The organism is Amycolatopsis sp. NBC_01307 (assembly GCF_035975215.1).
Taxonomy (GTDB): domain Bacteria; phylum Actinomycetota; class Actinomycetes; order Mycobacteriales; family Pseudonocardiaceae; genus Amycolatopsis.
Genome location: NZ_CP108403.1, coordinates 8,586,924 through 8,602,719, shown reverse-complemented (window position 1 = coordinate 8,602,719; position 15,796 = coordinate 8,586,924). Strand labels below are relative to the sequence as shown.

Annotated in this window: 14 protein-coding genes; 4 read left to right on the top strand and 10 right to left on the bottom strand. The window is 71.3% G+C overall.

Features of this window, described 5'->3' with window-relative positions:
* The first annotated feature begins 158 nt into the window (after window positions 1–158).
* A complete protein-coding gene (locus tag OG439_RS38100; protein ID WP_326945383.1) occupies window positions 159–1,076 on the top strand; it encodes a hypothetical protein in 918 nt (305 codons plus the stop codon).
* On the opposite strand, the gene OG439_RS38095 is transcribed toward OG439_RS38100, so the two are convergent.
* From OG439_RS38095 to OG439_RS38085, 3 genes are read right to left on the bottom strand one after another with little or no spacing between them, the layout of a single operon-like run.
* Entirely contained in the window at window positions 1,077–1,733 is a 657-nt protein-coding gene (locus OG439_RS38095; RefSeq protein WP_247059576.1) for a response regulator, read from the bottom strand.
* Window positions 1,730–2,866, bottom strand: coding sequence for a MacS family sensor histidine kinase (gene macS / locus OG439_RS38090; protein ID WP_326945382.1), 1,137 nt, complete (start codon window positions 2,864–2,866; stop codon window positions 1,730–1,732). The genes OG439_RS38095 and macS overlap by 4 nt, the downstream gene beginning before the upstream one ends.
* Window positions 2,863–4,122: an AI-2E family transporter gene (locus tag OG439_RS38085; RefSeq protein ID WP_247059573.1), complete on the bottom strand. Its 1,260-nt coding sequence runs from the start codon at window positions 4,120–4,122 to the stop codon at window positions 2,863–2,865. The genes macS and OG439_RS38085 overlap by 4 nt, the downstream gene beginning before the upstream one ends.
* A 200-nt stretch (window positions 4,123–4,322) precedes the next feature.
* On the opposite strand from OG439_RS38085, the gene OG439_RS38080 reads away from it, so the two are divergent.
* Window positions 4,323–5,252, top strand: coding sequence for a hypothetical protein (locus OG439_RS38080; protein ID WP_326945381.1), 930 nt, complete (start codon window positions 4,323–4,325; stop codon window positions 5,250–5,252).
* Window positions 5,253–5,462: 210 nt separating this feature from the next.
* The gene (locus tag OG439_RS38075; RefSeq protein WP_326945380.1) at window positions 5,463–8,624 is read left to right on the top strand and encodes a beta strand repeat-containing protein; all 3,162 of its coding nucleotides are present in this window, start codon (window positions 5,463–5,465) and stop codon (window positions 8,622–8,624) included.
* A gap of 174 nt (window positions 8,625–8,798) precedes the next feature.
* On the opposite strand, the gene OG439_RS38070 is transcribed toward OG439_RS38075, so the two are convergent.
* Window positions 8,799–9,563, bottom strand: a complete 765-nt coding sequence (locus tag OG439_RS38070; protein WP_326945379.1) for a dioxygenase family protein — start codon at window positions 9,561–9,563, stop codon at window positions 8,799–8,801.
* A gap of 67 nt (window positions 9,564–9,630) precedes the next feature.
* Window positions 9,631–10,011 (bottom strand): MarR family winged helix-turn-helix transcriptional regulator, encoded by a 381-nt coding sequence (locus OG439_RS38065; RefSeq protein WP_326945378.1) that lies wholly within the window; start codon window positions 10,009–10,011, stop codon window positions 9,631–9,633.
* A 65-nt stretch (window positions 10,012–10,076) separates the two neighbouring features.
* Here OG439_RS38065 and OG439_RS38060 point away from each other — a divergent pair, with 65 nt between their 5' ends.
* The gene (locus OG439_RS38060) at window positions 10,077–10,532 is read left to right on the top strand and encodes a MarR family winged helix-turn-helix transcriptional regulator (RefSeq protein ID WP_247059568.1); all 456 of its coding nucleotides are present in this window, start codon (window positions 10,077–10,079) and stop codon (window positions 10,530–10,532) included.
* Window positions 10,533–10,535: 3 nt separating this feature from the next.
* Here the strand turns inward: OG439_RS38060 and dnaB are convergent, their stop codons facing one another.
* From dnaB to OG439_RS38035, 5 genes are all read right to left on the bottom strand, one after another.
* A complete protein-coding gene (dnaB, locus tag OG439_RS38055; protein WP_247059567.1) occupies window positions 10,536–11,942 on the bottom strand; it encodes a replicative DNA helicase in 1,407 nt (468 codons plus the stop codon).
* Between the two features lie 509 nt (window positions 11,943–12,451).
* Window positions 12,452–13,240, bottom strand: a complete 789-nt coding sequence (locus OG439_RS38050) for an ESX secretion-associated protein EspG (RefSeq protein ID WP_326945377.1) — start codon at window positions 13,238–13,240, stop codon at window positions 12,452–12,454.
* 88 nt (window positions 13,241–13,328) lie between these two features.
* Window positions 13,329–14,738, bottom strand: a complete 1,410-nt coding sequence (locus tag OG439_RS38045) for a hypothetical protein (protein WP_326945376.1) — start codon at window positions 14,736–14,738, stop codon at window positions 13,329–13,331.
* Between the two features lies 1 nt (window position 14,739).
* Window positions 14,740–15,342 carry a DUF3558 domain-containing protein gene (locus OG439_RS38040; protein WP_247059563.1) on the bottom strand — a complete coding sequence of 201 codons (603 nt, stop codon included), beginning with the start codon at window positions 15,340–15,342 and terminating at the stop codon, window positions 14,740–14,742.
* Window positions 15,339–15,692, bottom strand: a complete 354-nt coding sequence (locus OG439_RS38035) for a hypothetical protein (RefSeq protein ID WP_326945375.1) — start codon at window positions 15,690–15,692, stop codon at window positions 15,339–15,341. Before OG439_RS38035 ends, OG439_RS38040 begins: the two co-directional genes overlap by 4 nt.
* Window positions 15,693–15,796 lie beyond the last annotated feature (104 nt).

Genomic DNA, 15,796 nt, shown 5'->3' with positions numbered 1-15,796 from the left:
AAACCCTGAACGGACCCGTACTTCGCGGTGCCGCGCTCGGCGCGGCGCTCTTCGTGCTGGCCGGGTGCACCGGCGACGAGCCCGCCCCGCCGCCGGCTCCGGCGCCGACCAGCGCGCCGCCGACCTCCGCGGCTGCCCTGCCGGAGGGCCTTCACGGCGTGGCCGCTTCCGGCGGGATCGGCGTCACCGCGTTGCTCCCCACCACCGGCCCGACCCTCTTCGACGCCGACCGCGGGCCCGCGGGCACTCCGCCCGGTTACCCCGGCGGTGGCGCCGGGATGAGCGTCGTGCGCGTCGGGAAGTCCGCCGTCCTGACCGCCCACCACGACAACGACCTGTTCGACGTCTTCGTCTACACGGGCCCGGCGAGCCCGCCGCGGTCGCTCGGCCGCGCCTGGTCGGTGGCGCCCGGCGTCGACGACGTGAGCGTGTGGGTGATCCGGCAGGACGCGCCGGACAGCTGCCGGCTCCAGCACGTGCGGCTCGACGGCGGCGAGGTCGGCCACGGCCAGTCCGCCAGCTGCCACACCCAGGTCCGCGCCGAGACGAAGAACGGTCTCCTGATCACCATCAACGCCGACGGCGCCGAGTCGACGGACGCGCTCATCGAGCCGGCGACCGGCCGCACCGTGCAGCAGGCGCCGCGCATCCTCGCCGTCGCCGGGGACCGGATGCTGCTCGACGGCCTGACCGATCTCACCCTGGTCGACCTGCGCGACAACAGCCGCAAGAAGCTCAGCCGGCCGACGATCGGGCCCGCGCCCACGGTGGTGCCCTCCCGCGAAGGCGCTTTGTTCGCCGCCGACTTCGCCGTCCACTCCTACCGGGCCACCAACACGCAGCTGCGTGACGTCTGGCTGCTCCGCCCGGACTCGCTGAGCTGGGAACACGCGCCGGGGATGCCGTTCGTCACCGAGCACCTCAACGACGGTGGCGGGATGGACTGGAGTGACTCGGGTGATCTGGTGCTCGCCGACGGCGTCCTCGCCGCGTGGCACCCGGGCGAGCCGGCCTGGCGGCTGGGCAAGGCCGCGCTGCCCGCGGGCGACTGGGGCGGCATCACCGTCCTGCCGTGACTACTCCTCGTCGAGGCCGTGCTCGATCGCGTACCGGGCCAGCTCGACGCGGTTGTGCAGCTGCAGCTTCCGCAGCGTCGACTGCACGTGGTTCTCGACGGTCCGGTGCGACAGCACGAGCCGCTCGGCGATCTGGCGCGCGGTGAGCCCCTTCGCGACCAGGCGCAGGACGTCGGTCTCGCGCTCGGTCAGCCGCGGCGGCTCGGCCCCTTCGGCGGGGGCGTCGGCCATCCGCCGGTACTCGCCGAGCACCAGGCCGGCCAGGCCCGCGGTGAACACCGGGTCGCCGACGGCGGTCCGGCGCACGGCGTCCACCAGCTCGGCCGCGGACGCCGACTTCACCAGGTAACCGGACGCGCCGGCCTTCACCGCCTCGAGGACGTCCTTGTGCTCCCCGCTCGCCGAGAGCACCAGCACCCGCGTCGACGGCAGGGCCGCCGTGATCTCGCGGGTGGCGTCGACGCCGGAGGTGGTGCCGAGGTTGAGGTCCATCAGCACGACGTCCGGCCGCACGGTCCGCGCGATCCGCAGCGCCGCGTCGGCGTCCGGGGCGGTCGCCCGCACGTCGAAGCCGTGTTCGGTGAGGTCGCGGGCCACCCCGTCCCGCCAGATCGGGTGGTCGTCGACCACCATCACCGAAATCCGTGGTTCGCTCATGACGCGCTCCTGGTGCTCGGCACCCTGACCTCCCACTCCGTGCCCCGGCCGGGACCGGTGTCGAGGGCCGCGCTCCCGCCGAGGTCGCGCACCCGGCCCCGGATGGATTCCACCACGCCGAGGTGCCCGTTCGCGGCCGCTCGCTCGAGAACGCCGTCCGGAATGCCCGGTCCGTCGTCGCGGACGCTCACCACCACCTCGGTGCCGAGGTCCTCCAGCAGCACCCACGCGTGCGCGCCCGCACCCGCGTGCTTCTCGACGTTGGCCAGCGCTTCCCTGGTGACGGCGACGAGCTCGTCCGTGACGTGCGCGGGCAGCTCGACGTCGTCGGCCGGGGTCGAGACCTGCACCGACGGCGTCGCGAGCAGCTGCAACGCCGTGCGCAGGCTCGTCGTCCCGGTCTCGCTCGGCTTCAGCGGTTCCGTCGTCACCAGCGACCGCAGCGCGATCTCCTGCTCACCCGCCAGCCGGGCCAGCTCGGCCGCCTCGCCGCCGACCTCGTTGCCGCGCTTGCGGACGCGGGCCAGGACCTGCAGCACGCTGTCGTGGATCGACCGGGCCAGCCGCTCGCGTTCGGCGGTCGCCGCTTCCTTCCGCAGCGCCTGCGCCAGCCGGGTCGCGGCCTGCCGGCTCAGCGTCGCCGCCATCCCGACCAGCAGCCCGGCGGCGGCGAGCAGGACGCCGTCCCGCGCGACGTCGAGGTCGAACTTCTCGCGCGCGAGACCGGTCGCCACCCCGACGACCAGGCCGGCGAGCACGCCGCCGACCGCGCCGAACCGCGCGCCCGCGGCCACCGGCGGCACCGCCGCCCACACCGTCGTGATGAGCGGGACGCTCAGCGCGAACTGCGCGTCGCTCAGCACAAAAGGCGAGGTGAGCAGCAGTCCGGTGCCGACCACGACGTCGGCGACGACCAGCCACGGCGGCCGCGTCCGCTCGCGCAGGTACAGCAGGCTGATCACGACCGACCAGACCGCCATCGCGCCCAGGAGTGTCCAGGCCAGCCACTCACGCCGGTACTGCTCGTGCTGCACGACGACCGTGCCGCAGGCGAACGCCCAGGTGAGCACGCGGAACGCGTTCACGCCGCGCCACAGCGGCGTGATCGGGTCCGGCGTCCGCGCGGTGGTCATTCCTTCTTGTCGTCCTTGTTCACGGCCGTCGCCGCGCGGGCGTTCTTCTCTTCGTCTTCTTCGTCGTCCTCACCGATCGTCGGCACCTCCGCGTCGGGTGTGCCGGGTTCGGCGTCGTTCGGCTGCGCGGCCTGGTCCTTGAGGACGTCGACCTCGGCCGGGTCCGGGTTCCGCTCGTGCAGCAGCGACCGGACGCCGGCGTTCAGCACGGCCAGCAGCGGCACGGCCAGCAGCGCGCCGGCGATCCCGCCCGCGACCAGGCCGGCGGTGATGGCCAGGACCACGGCCAGCGGGTGCAGCTTCACCGCCCGCCCGAGCAGCAGCGGCTGCAGGATGTGGCTCTCCAGCTGCATCACGCCGATCACGATGCCGAGCACGATGACCGCGCCGATGGGGCCGTTCGTCACCAGCGCGATCAGCACGGCGACACCACCGGTCAGCACGGCGCCGATGATCGGGATGAACGCGCCGATGAAGACCAGCGTCGCCAGCGGGATCACCAGCGGCACACCCATGATCCACAGGCCGACGCCGATGCCGACCGCGTCGACCACGGCGACCGCGGCCGTCGCGCGGACGTAGCTGACCAGCGAGGCGAACCCGCGGCGCCCGGCGACGTCGACCCGGTTGCGGACCCGGCCCGGCACGACGCGGACCAGGAACGTCCAGATGCCGTCGCCACCGCTGAGGAAGAAGATCGTGATGAACAGCGTCAGCAGGAAGCCGGTGAGGATCTCGCCGACGGTGCTCGCCGTGGTCAGCGCCGTCGTGGTGATGGACGCCTGGTTGTTCTGGATGAAGCCGATCGCCTGGTTGATGAAGTCCTGGATCTGTTCCTGCCGCAGGTGCGGCGGGCCGTTCAGCAGCCAGTTCTTGATCTGGTCGAGGCTCGCGTTCAGCTGTTGCTGCAGCTGCGGCAGGCCGGAGGAGAACTGCGTGATGACGAACGTCAGCAGCCCGCCCAGCACGGCCAGCCCGGCGATCACCACGATCGCGGTCGCCAGCCCGCGGGGGAACTTCAACGCCACCAGCTTCTGCACCGCCGGCGCGAGCAGCGCCGAAACCAGAAGGGCGATGGACAGCGGGATGACGACCACCGAGAGGTAGCCGATCACCCACACCACCGCGTACAGCGCGGCGACGATCACGATGAACCGCCACGCGAGCGCGGCGCTGATGCGCAGCCCCCGGGGGATCAGTCCCGTGATGTCCTCGTGCTCCGGCAGGAACGGGTCTTCTCCTCGCGCGTGGCTCACCGCCACACCGTACTGGCTGAGACGTCCGATTCGCCGGACTGCCAGCCGTGATCACTGATCGTCAGAACGAAATACACCGTGTGTTCTTCACACGATGGGGGCATCAAGTCGTTTCGAGGGTGCGCGTCACGCCGTGTGTTTGGTTAGGTCGCTACCGCAACGTTATGTGGCAACGGGTCGAGTGCGTCAGGAGACAACGAGTGGCGAACACCGCGACGAACGAGGGGCAGGGCGCCAAGCGCTCACGCCGTCTCGTGTCGCGTGCGCTGCTCGTCCTCGGTGGCGCCGTCGCCGGCACCGCCGCCGCGTGGCTCGTCTCCGGCGGCACCGCGTCCGCCGACACCGTCGAGGTGGGCACCACCCCGATCGCCGAAGCCGCCACCGGCAGCCTCGGCGACGTGAACGAAGGCGCGGCGAACGCGGCGACCGACGTCTCGGCCTCGAGCTGCCACCAGGACGCCACGGCGTGGAGCAAGCCGTGCGCCCGCACCCTCGAGCACGAGGTCTCCGAGCGCGTCAGCGACTCGGTCTCGGACCTGGCCGAGGACGCTGTGGTCAGCCCGGCGCACCGCACCCTGGGCGCGGTCGAGCACATCGCCCGCAAGCCGCAGGACACCCGCGAGGTCCTCGAGCAGACCTTCACCCCCGAGCCGGCGCACGATGTGCTGCAGCTGCTCGACCCCGCCGGCCAGGGCAACCTGGTTCCGCTCCCCCAGCTCCCGGGCCTCGCCCCGGTCGAGCAGCAGGAGCCGGTGACCGAGGAAATCGGTCAGGCCACGGACTCGGTCGCCGTCTCGGCCGTCCAGCTCCCCGCCGTGTCGCGAGCAGCGCTCGCGATGCCGACGGGTGTCCAGCAGAACGACGTCACCGGTGCCGCGGGCGAGTCCCGCGACTCGCACCGTGATCTGCCGTCGTCGCCGCTGGTCCCGGTGCAGCTTCCGGCCGCACCGTCTGTTCCCACCGCCCCGGGTGGCACCTCTGCCCCCGGTGGTCACCTCGACGGCTTGAACTTCGGCGTCCCCTCGTGGGTCTCCTCGGCCGTCAGCGATGCCGCCGCCAGCGCTTACCGCGGCGGCCTGCGGCACACGCCGCGCACCCCGGGCACGCAGCCCGGTGTCACTCCTGACTGAAACACCTCCCTCCACGGGTAGCTGACGCGCCCAAGTCCGTCTTCATCTGACGGCGCAGCGTCCGCACGAATCCCCGTGGCACGGCGGTGCGCTTTGTTGCGCCCGCAAGAAGTTCCTTCCCCTCCCGGTGCGGCTCGGACTCCATTTCGAATTCGACGAGCGCACCCCCATAAGCCCGTAAGGGAACCCGAAATAAAGGAGAAACACCCCATGCAGACGTGGGCAAAGCGCGGCCTCCAGACCGCGCTGGTCACGGGTGGTTTGCTGATGCTGGGCACCGGCATCGCCTCGGCTGACGAGAACGTCAACCCCGACTCCCCGGCCTCCCCGCTCGACCTGAACGTGACGGCTCCGATCTCGGAAGCCAACAACGCGGTCGGCACCCCGTTCGGCCAGCTGGACCTGCCCGCCGGGCAGACGGAGCTGAGCACCAAGCCGGCCACCAAGGCCGCGAACGAAGCGGTCAAGCAGCTCGACGAAGCGAGCCCGATCAGCCAGAGCACCCTCGGCGGTGCGACCAAGGCTGACGGCGCGGGCGCCTTCACCCCGGGTCACCGCAACCTCAAGGGCAACAAGGTCGCCGGCGACGTCGTCGTGCCGATCCAGATCGTGGACAACGCGGTCGGCGTCATCGGCGACGCGCAGGTCGACGGCACGGACCACTCGCAGACCTGGAGCCACAACCAGGACGTCGCGACCGACGGCTCCAAGTCCGGCCTCGCCGGCAACGCCGTCGTCCTCGACTGGGCGCTCCCGGTCCAGATCGCCGGCAACTCCGGCGGCGTGGCGGGCGGCAGTGGCGCGGTGCACGGCGGCTCGGCCAGCCAGAGCACCAGCGAGACCGGCAACATCGACACCGACGGCACCGGCTCCGGCCTGTCCGGCAACGTGGTGGCCGGCCAGTTCGCCACCCCGGTCCAGGTGACCGGCAACGCCGTGTCCTACCTCCTCGGCAACGCGTACAGCCAGTACGACGCCGACAGCGACGCCACCTCGGGTGGCTCCATCAAGTCCGCCGGTGACGGTGGCTCGGGCTCGGGCAACATCATCGGTGCGCCGATCGCCCTGCCGGTGAAGTTCAACGGCAACGCCGGTGGCGTGTGGGGCTCGGACGCGGACACGCTGTCGAACTCCTCCGCCGACGCCAAGGCCGGGGACACCCGCGAAGGCTCGCTGGGCATCCCGACCTACGAAGAGACGAGCGGCAACGACTCGTTCCTCGACGGCAACGCGGGCGCGGTTTCGCTCTCGCCGGTCGCCAACGTGGCGGGTGTCGCGGCGTCGTGGATCGGCAACGCGGCCACCGGCAACGCGACCGCGGGTCGCGACGGTGAAGAGACCCAGGGCGGCAGCTCCTCCAGCACTGTCGACTCGGGTGGCTTCGTCAAGACGGCCGGCGACGGCTCGGCGGCGGGCGGCAACGTCCTGAACCCGTCGGTCGCGCTCCCGGTCGAGGCGTTCGGCATCGGTGGCACGTACATCGGCAACTCGCACGCCAGCCACGACAACACCACCGACGTCAACGCCGGCAACGGGTCCTACACCAAGGGCAACGACGGCTTCCTCGGCGGCAACATCGTCAACACCCAGACCGCGGGCGCGCCCGAGGTCTACGGCATCGGCGCCAGCCACATCGGCAACGCGACCGGCCAGTCCACCGAGGACAAGACGGTCACCGCCGGGGCGTACGACGGCTCGCAGGGCGACGACTCGTCCGGCTCGGGCAACGTCGTCCAGGTGCCGGTCGCCGTCCCCGCCGAGGTCTTCGGCATCGGCGGCTCGTTCATCGGCCAGGGCTCCGGCTCGGCGGAGGAGACCAAGGTCGTCTCCGGCGGCGGCGGTGGCAGCACCAAGGACGACAACGGCTTCCTGAGCTCCAACCTGGGCACCGTCCCGGCGTCGCTCCCGGTGCAGGTCGCCAACATCGGTGGCGCCTTCATCGGCCAGGGCCACGGCAAGGGCTCGACCGACACGACGTCCAACGCGGGCGGCGACGTCAAGGCGAACGGCCCCGCGGGTGCGGGCGCCGGCAACATCGTCGAGGCCCCGGTCTCCCTGCCGGTGCTGGCCGCCGGCTCGGGTGCCGCCCTCGGCGGCATCGGCACCGGTGAGAACGACAACATCACCGACTCGTCGGCGGGTGGCGACGCCCTCACCGACGGGCAGGACGGCGCGATCGCCGGCAACATCGTCAAGGCCCCGATCGCGGGTGCCGCGCAGCTGTTCAGCGACGGCGTCGCGGGTGCGGCCCTGGGCCACGGCACCGGCACGAACGACACCGTGTCCACCGCGGGCGGCGACGCCACGACCAACGGTGACCGCGGCGCGATCGCCGGCGACATCGTCGGTGCGGACGCGCTGCCGGTCGTGCAGGTCTTCGGCGACGCGGTGAGCGCGGCCGGGGTCTCCAGCGGCAACGGCATGAACACCACCACCGTCACCAACGCGGGCGAAGACACCACCTCCGGTGTCGAAGGTGCCATCGCGGGCGACATCCTGGACATCCCGGTGACGGCGATCCCCCAGGTGTTCGGTGACGGCGTGGCCGTGGGTGGCGTCGCGCACGCCATCGGCGACAACTCGCTGACCACGGAGAACGGCGGCGAGCCGGTCACCGAGGGTGACGGGTCGAGCCTGTCGGGCTTCGACTTCTACCACGACCTCGTGGTGCCGGTGCAGATCTTCGGGGTCCCCCTGGAGCTGATCGGCAACGCGACCGCCGACGCGACCGACATGACCAGCGTCGACGGTGACGACGCGGACGCGGCCAACGCCATCTCCAACCCGGTCGAGGGTTCGGAGCTGGGCGCCGGCGAGCTGCCGTCGCTGACCGGTCTGGCCAGTGGCCTGCCGACCGCCGGGCTGCCCACCCAGGGCCTGCCCGCGCTGCCGACGGCCATCCCGACCCAGCGCGCCGACGTGCCGGTGAGCGGCCCGATGTCCGGGCTGCCCCACCTGCCGACCCCGGGCCTGCCCACCGCGGGTGGCCTCCCCGGCCTGAGCAGCCTGTCGGCGCTGGGCGGTGCCCTGCCCGGGCACGGCACCGAGCGTGCGGACCTGCCGACCGGTGGCCTGCCGGTGCACGTCCCGGCCCTCGGCGGCGGCCTGCTGCCCACCCTCCCGGCCGTCCCGGCCCTGGGTGGCGGCGTCCCGACGCTGCCCGTCGCGCTCCCGGTGACCCCGGCCCTGCCGGCGAACCCGCAGCTGCCCGCCGCCCCGACGACGCTGCCGGCCGCGCCGGCCGCGCTGCCGGTCAACGCGAAGCTGCCCGTGCTCGACGGTGCGGCCCCGGCCGCGCAGGTCCCGGCCATGTCGGGCCTGGACTCCACCAGCCTCCTCTCGAAGCTGCTGGGTTTCGTCAAGCGCAAGTAGTTCTGATTTCGCGCCAGTAGTACCTGCACTACCTGAATTGGTGTCGGGGGCTCCGGGTGGCGGAGCCCCCGGCCCGGGGCGAAGCCCCGGTTGTAACTGAATAGACTCTCCCTCCCTGGAGACGACGAGCCCCAGGAGCCAGCGCCGGCTCCTGGGGCTCGTTCGCGTCCCGGGTCAGGAGAACTGGAGAGACCGCTTCGCCAGGCCGTGCCAGAACCCGTCGATCACCGTGCGCCCTTCGGCGGAACTGGCGCCGAGCGAGACGAACAGCGGCGCGAAGTGCTCGATCCGCGGGTGCGCGAGGGCCGCCGCGGGCGCCTTGTGCCGGAAGTCGAGCAGCGTGTCGACGTCGCCGCTGCGCAGCACCTCGTCACCCCAGTGGTCGAACTCGGCCGACCACGCCGGCGGCGTCCCGTCGGTCGAGCGGGCCATGCCGCTCAGGTTGTGCGTGAAGAAGCCGCTGCCGATGATCAGCACGCCTTCGTCGCGCAACGGCGTCAGCTTGCGGCCGAGGTCGAAGAGCTCCTGCGGGTCGAGCGACGGCATCGAAACCTGCAGCACCGGGATGTCGGCGTCCGGGTACATCTCGACGAGCGGTACGTAGGCGCCGTGGTCGAGACCGCGGTCGGGCGCGTCGTGGACCGGCGTCTCGGTCGCGCGAAGCAGCTTCTTCACCTTCGCCGCGAGCTCCGGCGCGCCGGGCGACGCGTACTTCACCTGGTAGTAGCGGTCCGGGAAGCCCCAGAAGTCGTAGACCAGCGGCACGGTCGTCGTCGCCGAGAGGGTCAGCGGCGCTTCTTCCCAGTGCGCCGAGACGACCAGGATCGCGGTGGGTTTCGGCAGGCCGGCGGACCAGCCGGCGAGCTGACGGGTCCACGTGGCGTCGTCGGCGAGCGGCGGCGCACCGTGGCTGAGGTAGAGGACCGGGCTGCGGGTCATCGACGGCTCCAGTGCTTGAAAGTTCAACTACTAGAGTACTCGACGCCGCCGTGGTCGTGGTTATTCCTCAGGCGGCTTCGAGGTTCGCCGCGCAGCGCTCGAGGGTGCGGATCGTCGTGCGGTAGTCGTCGTCGCTGACGCCGTCGGTCACCGCCGTGCGGAACGCCTTGACGCGCGCTTCGACACGGGCGTGCGCTTCGCGGCCTTCGCCGGTGAGCTCGCCGGTGTCGGCGACCCAGCCGCGTTCGCGCAGGTCGGCGGCCTGCGTGGACGTCGAGCCGAACGGTGCCATGACGACGTCGATCTCCGCCTGCGTGCGGGCGCCGACGGTGATCGTGTTGAGGACCTGCCACTGCCGGCGGGTCAGCGACTCCGCGTCGAGAGCCTGGGCCATGGAAGTTTCGAGGAGCTCGTGGACGTGGCGAAGCCACCAGCCGAGGGGTTTCATGGATACTCCGAATGTTGTCGGACAACTACATGTAAAAGTACATGCAGTTTGGGAGTGGAGCAACCATGACGGACGCGGTGGCCGAGGTCGAGCGCGCGATGATCGCGATCCGCCGCAGCCAGCAGCGGCGGGCGCTGAGCCGGATCGCCAAGGAGCGCGGCCGCGGCGGGCACGACCCGGTGCACGAGCTCCTCGACGTCGTCGAGGAGCTCGCCGAGCGCGGCGAAGCCGGCACGGTGACGGCGCTGAGCACGGCGATGGGCGTCGACCAGCCGCGCGCGAGCCGGCTGGTCGCGCGCGCGGTCGAGCAGGGACTTCTCCGGCGCGAAGCCGATCAGCACGACGGACGGCGTGCGGTGCTCGTGCCGACGGAGGCCGGTCAGGCCCACCTCGACGAGCTGCACACCTTCCGCCGCGCGGTGTTCGCCGAGGTCATGGCCGGCTGGCCGGCCGACGACCGCGAGAACTTCGGCCGGCTGCTGACGGCGTTCGTCCGCGGGTACGGCGAACTCGGCCGCTAGCCGCTAGTCGTGGGACAGGTCGACGAAGCGGCTGTAGTGCAGCTGGTGCGCGACGACGATCGTCGCGGTCGGGCCGGCACGGTGCTTCGCGATGATCAGGTCGGCTTCGCCGGCGCGCGGGTCGTCCCGCTCCCAGGCGTCCGGCCGGTTGACCAGGATGACGAGGTCGGCGTCCTGCTCCAGTGAGCCGGACTCACGCAGGTCGGACAGCATCGGGCGCTTGTCGGTCCGCTGCTCGGGACCACGGTTCAGCTGGCTGATCGCGATCACCGGGACCTCGATCTCCTTCGCCAGCAGCTTCATCTGCCGCGAGAACTCCGAGACTTCCTGCTGCCGCGACTCGACGCGCTTGCCGGACGTCATCAGCTGCAGGTAGTCGAGGACCACGAGCTTGAGGTCGTGCCGCTGCTTCAGCCGGCGCGCCTTCGCGCGGATCTCCATCATCGTCATGTTCGGCGAGTCGTCGACGAACAGCGGTGCTTCGGAGACCTCGCTCATCCGGCGGGCCAGGCGCGTCCAGTCGTCGTCGGACATCTTGCCACCGCGCATGTCGGCGAGGCGGATCTTCGCCTCGGCTGAGAGCATGCGCATGACGATCTCGGTCCGGCTCATCTCCAGCGAGAAGATGACGCTGGTCAGGCCGTGGCGGATGGACGCCGAGCGCGCGAAGTCCAGCCCCAGCGTCGACTTGCCGACACCGGGGCGGGCCGCGACGATGATCATCTGGCCCGGGTGCAGGCCGTTCGTCAGCTCGTCGAAGTCGGTGAAGCCGGTCGGGATGCCCTGGGACTGCCCGCCGCGGGACGCGATCGCGTCGATCTCGTCCATCGTGGGCTGCAGCAGCTCTTCCAGCGCGACGTAGTCCTCGCTGGTCCGGCGCTCGGTGACGTCGTAGATCGCGGCCTGGGCGCGGTCGACGACCTCGTCGATGTTCGCGCCGTCCGCGGCCGCCGCGCCGTAGCCGTACTGCACGATCCGGGTGCCCGCCTCGACCAGCCGGCGCAGCACCGCCTTCTCCGCGACGATCTCCGCGTAGAAACCGGCGTTCGCCGCTGTCGGCACCGTCGCGATCAGGGTGTGCAGGTACGGCGCGCCGCCGATGCGGCCCAGCTCGCCCCGGCGCTCCAGCTCGGCGGAGATGGTGATCGGGTCGGCGGGCTCGCCACGGCCGTAGAGGTCGAGGATGCAGTCGTAGATCGCCTGGTGCGCCGGGCGGTAGAAGTCGTCGGGGCCGAGGGCCTCGATGACGTCGGCGACGGCGTCCTTGGACAGCAGCATGCCGCCGAGCACGGACTGCTCGGCCGTGATGTCCTGCGGCGGCTGGCGGTCGAACCCGCCACCGGAGCCGGGGTCGCTCGGACCCGGGTCGTTCTCCGCATACATCGGACCGCGGTCGTCGGTCAGCGCCACCGCTCCGGACACCTCCTCGTCATCATGCGAACACCCGTTCGATTATGCCGGAACTTCACTCTCGAAGCACGTGGCGCGAGCCGCGCCACCAGTCCTCTTCCGCCGTGTCCACCGATGATCGGCGAAGACGGGTCACGAGTGTCCGACCGCCACGCCGGACACCACGTTGAGTACCGGCTCGGCGGGGACGCTATGTCCCCCGGAAGGCCGAAAGCAATTCAGGGTGGGGACCCATCTGTGGACAACCTGTGGATGAATGGGGGCAACCAGTCACAGGTGCCGCGATAGCTGTGGACAAGTTGGGGACAAGGGTGATCGGCATCCGCGAATCCCCAGGTCAGGGCCTGTGAGTAAGGTGTGGAGAACTTCCGCAAAACTCGTGCGGCGTGTCGTGTGAAACCCGTCGCTCGGCGTGTCGTGGACCAGCTCGGGCCCATTGACCCCCACAGCCTGTGGATGAAAACTACGGACGGTAGAGGCGTAACCCGGTGGGCTGAACGGCCGTCGCGTCACGCCGCGGTGAGCCGGGCCTGTGCGCTGCGTAACCGATCGGCGAGAACGCGCTGGTCGGCCGGGGTGAAGGCGATCCGGCTCTCCCCACGCCCCGGAATCTCCTCGGTCAGCCAGCGGCCTTCCGAGGTATCGATGTAGTTCACCGGCCGTTCGATGCGATGCCACGATCCGGTACGGCTGCGGGCCGCGACGTACAGGCTGCCGCTCCCCATTCGGCGTAGCGCGAGGATCCGCCGGAGCTCGTCGGCCTCCTGCGAGCCGTCGGCCGGCCGGTCGTTGCGCATCAGCGCGAAGCCGTCGTCGTCGCGGCGGCCGTCGCCCTCGAGCTGGCTCTTCGGCACCGCGAGCGGCGTCCCGCGGCCCGGCGCGAGCTTCGGGATCTGGCCGAGGAAGTCGTCCAGCACCTCACCGGGCCGGGTCGACTCCAGCACGACGACGTCCAGCTGCTCGTGCTTGGCCAGCACGAACGCCTCGCCGCCGGCGCTCCCGGCCAGCAGCCGGTAGCTGACCGCCTTGCCCTGGAAACCGCCGTCCACCCAGCCGTAGTACTCCAGCTGCGGCCGCGCGACGGCTTCGATCGTCGCGACGAACCCCGGGTGCATGCCGCGCGGCCCGAACAGGCCCGCCTTGGTGAGCTCGGCGTTGACGCGCTCGTCTTCGGCGCGCTGCGCCTCGTCGCTGTACCAGGTCGGCGTCTCGGCCAGCACCGTGTGCGGCTCCCCGCCACGGCGCCGGATCAGGTTGATCACGGTGCCGGTCGAAAGGGTGACCTGCCTGTCCAGCACCGCTCTTCCCCCTAGTGAAGATCAGCTTTGATGAACCCGGAAAGCCGGGCGCGCCCATCTTGGCACGCGCCCGGTGGCCCCGCGTGCGTTACTCGCCGATGACCGGCGGCGCGGTCAGCTCGTCCGTGCCGAAGATGTCGTTCGGGTCGTCGCCGAGCAGGTACTTCGACGTGCGTTCCTCGTCGCCGCCGCCCTGGCCCTTCGCGCCGTGGCCCATGCCGCCCATGCCACCCATCCCGGTGGAGCCGCCGCGCCCGGCCGCCGCGCCGCCCGCGCCCATCGCGCCGCCGGCTCCGGCACCCATGCCGCCGCGGCCGGCGCCGGACGCGCCCGCACCGCCCGGCATCGCCGCGCCGGTCGAGCTGCCGGGCCCGAAGCCGCCGCTGCCGCCCGGCCCGAAGCCCGCCGTCGGGTCGCCGATCCCGCCGACTCCACCGACCCCGCTCGAGCCGCCCGGTCCGAAACCGCCGGCACCGCCGCCGCCCGAGAAGCTCGGCGAGCTACCCGGCCCGAACCCCGGCATGCCGGGCACGTCCGAAGGCGAGAAGCCCGAGGAGTGCGTGCCGTCGCTGTTGAAGTTCGGCGGGGTGTAGTTCCCCGTCGGGATCTTGGACGGGTCGTAGTTCCCGCCGGGGACCTGCGACGGGTCGAAGCCCGGCACCTTGGACGGGTCGTAGCTCCCGCCCGGCACCTTCGACGGGTCGAAGCTGCCGCCGGGGACGTTCGGGCTGCCGAAGGACGGGACGCTGCCCGGCCCCGGCATGTTCACGCCGCCGGGACCTCCGCCAGGACCGCCGCCCGGACCCCCACCGGGGCCGCCGCCCGGACCGCCGCCGGGTCCGGTCCCGTCGCCGTTGCCGTTCTTGTCGTCCTTCTTCTTGCCGTTCTTGCCCTGGTCGACGTTGACGTTCTCCTGCTGGCCCTGCAGCGCGGAGTACGTCGGCATCTTCTGGCCGTTGTCGTTGCTCGACTTGTAGTAGGTGTTGAAGGCGTCGACGTTGGCCTGGCCCTTGGTGTTGTAGTCGCGGATCGCCCGGTCGGTGTCGGTCGTCCACGGCGTCACCGCGTTGAGCAGGTTGTTCTTCGGCGGGTCCTTCGGGACCTCCTGCACCTGGGCGTGCACCGTGGTGAAGGCGTTGTTCTGCTCGCCGAGGTACTTGTCGGAGTCGGTCAGCTTGGTGCCCGAGTCCTCCATCCAGGTCCGCAGCGGGTGCGCGCCCGCGTTCTGCGCCGCCTCGGAACCGCCGCCGGTCCAGGCCGCGTCCATGTCCTTGGCCAGGCCGTCGATCGTGGTGAGCCGGTCCTGGTAAGCGCCCTTCAGCCGGCTCGCCGCCGCCTGGCCGTTCGAGATCGAGCCCGTGCCGGGGCCGGTGGTGATCTGGTTCCAGATGTCGTAGCAGTCGATCTTGCGATCACCCTGCACCGAGTTGTGGTCGTCCGAGTGCGTGGTCGCCATGTTGTACGCGGCGAACCCGCCGAGCAGGACCAGTTCGAGCATCTCAGCCCCCCATCAAGGTCTGGATCATCGACTCGCCGAACTTCTGCACCACCGCGCAGGGGTCCGTCGCGCCGGCGCCGTTGTCGTACTGCACCAGGATGTTGACCGCCAGCTGGTCGGTCACCCCGATGAAGACGCCGCACTTGCCGTCCTTGCGGTCGTCGACCGCGGCGGCGTAGACGGCGGGGTACCCGTAGGCCTGCGTCTCTTCGAAGTAGGCGTCGTTCGCCTTGGTGTCGTAGACGTCCTGCAGCCCGTTCTTGTTCGCCGTCACCGTGGTCACGTCGATCTGGTTGCCCGGATCGGCGGCCTCCTGGAAGGTGCAGCTCGGGCCGTTCGCCGTGGTGCGCGGGGTGCCGTCGCCGAGGGCGAGCTTGGCGCGGCCGGTCGCGTCGATCGTCGTGCAGGCGTCCGACGTGATGTTCGCGGTGTTCAGCGGGCTCGGCACCCGCGGCGCGGAGTCGGCCGCGGACCGCGACGTCTCGCTGCCGCCGGAGTCGGCGGTCGGCGCCGGGTTGGCGGTGCCCCCGGTCTTGCTGGAGCAGCCGGCGACCGCGAGCACGGCGAAGGCCACGGCCGGGACGGCGAGCAGTCGGCGGTTCACGTGGCCTGGTTCCCCGTCTTCGAGAGGTCGGCCTGCGTGTCCGACTCCTTGGTGGTGATCTTCTGCTTCGCGGCGGTCAGCGCCTCGATGTAGTTCTTGACGTACTCCTGCATCTTCTTGTTCTGCTCGAGGAACGCCTTGCCGGACGGGTTCGCGAGCTTCTCCCAGTCGCCGCTGGCGAACTCCTTGCCGGGCGCCTTGACGTTCGCCATCAGGTTGGCGTCGTCGTAGTCGCGCTTCAGGTCGGCCTGGAGGTCCTGCCACTGCTTGATGACGCCGTCGATCTTGGCGGCGTCGAACGTGAACCCGCCGCCACCGGCCGGCGCGGACATGTTGACCTCGTTACCCATCCGGATCCATCCCCTTCGCGTCCCCGCCCATTCTCCTACGACGTGGCCGTTGTGTCCGGGGTTCCCCCGAAACGCGTGAAGGCGGGCCGCCCACCAGGGGCGAC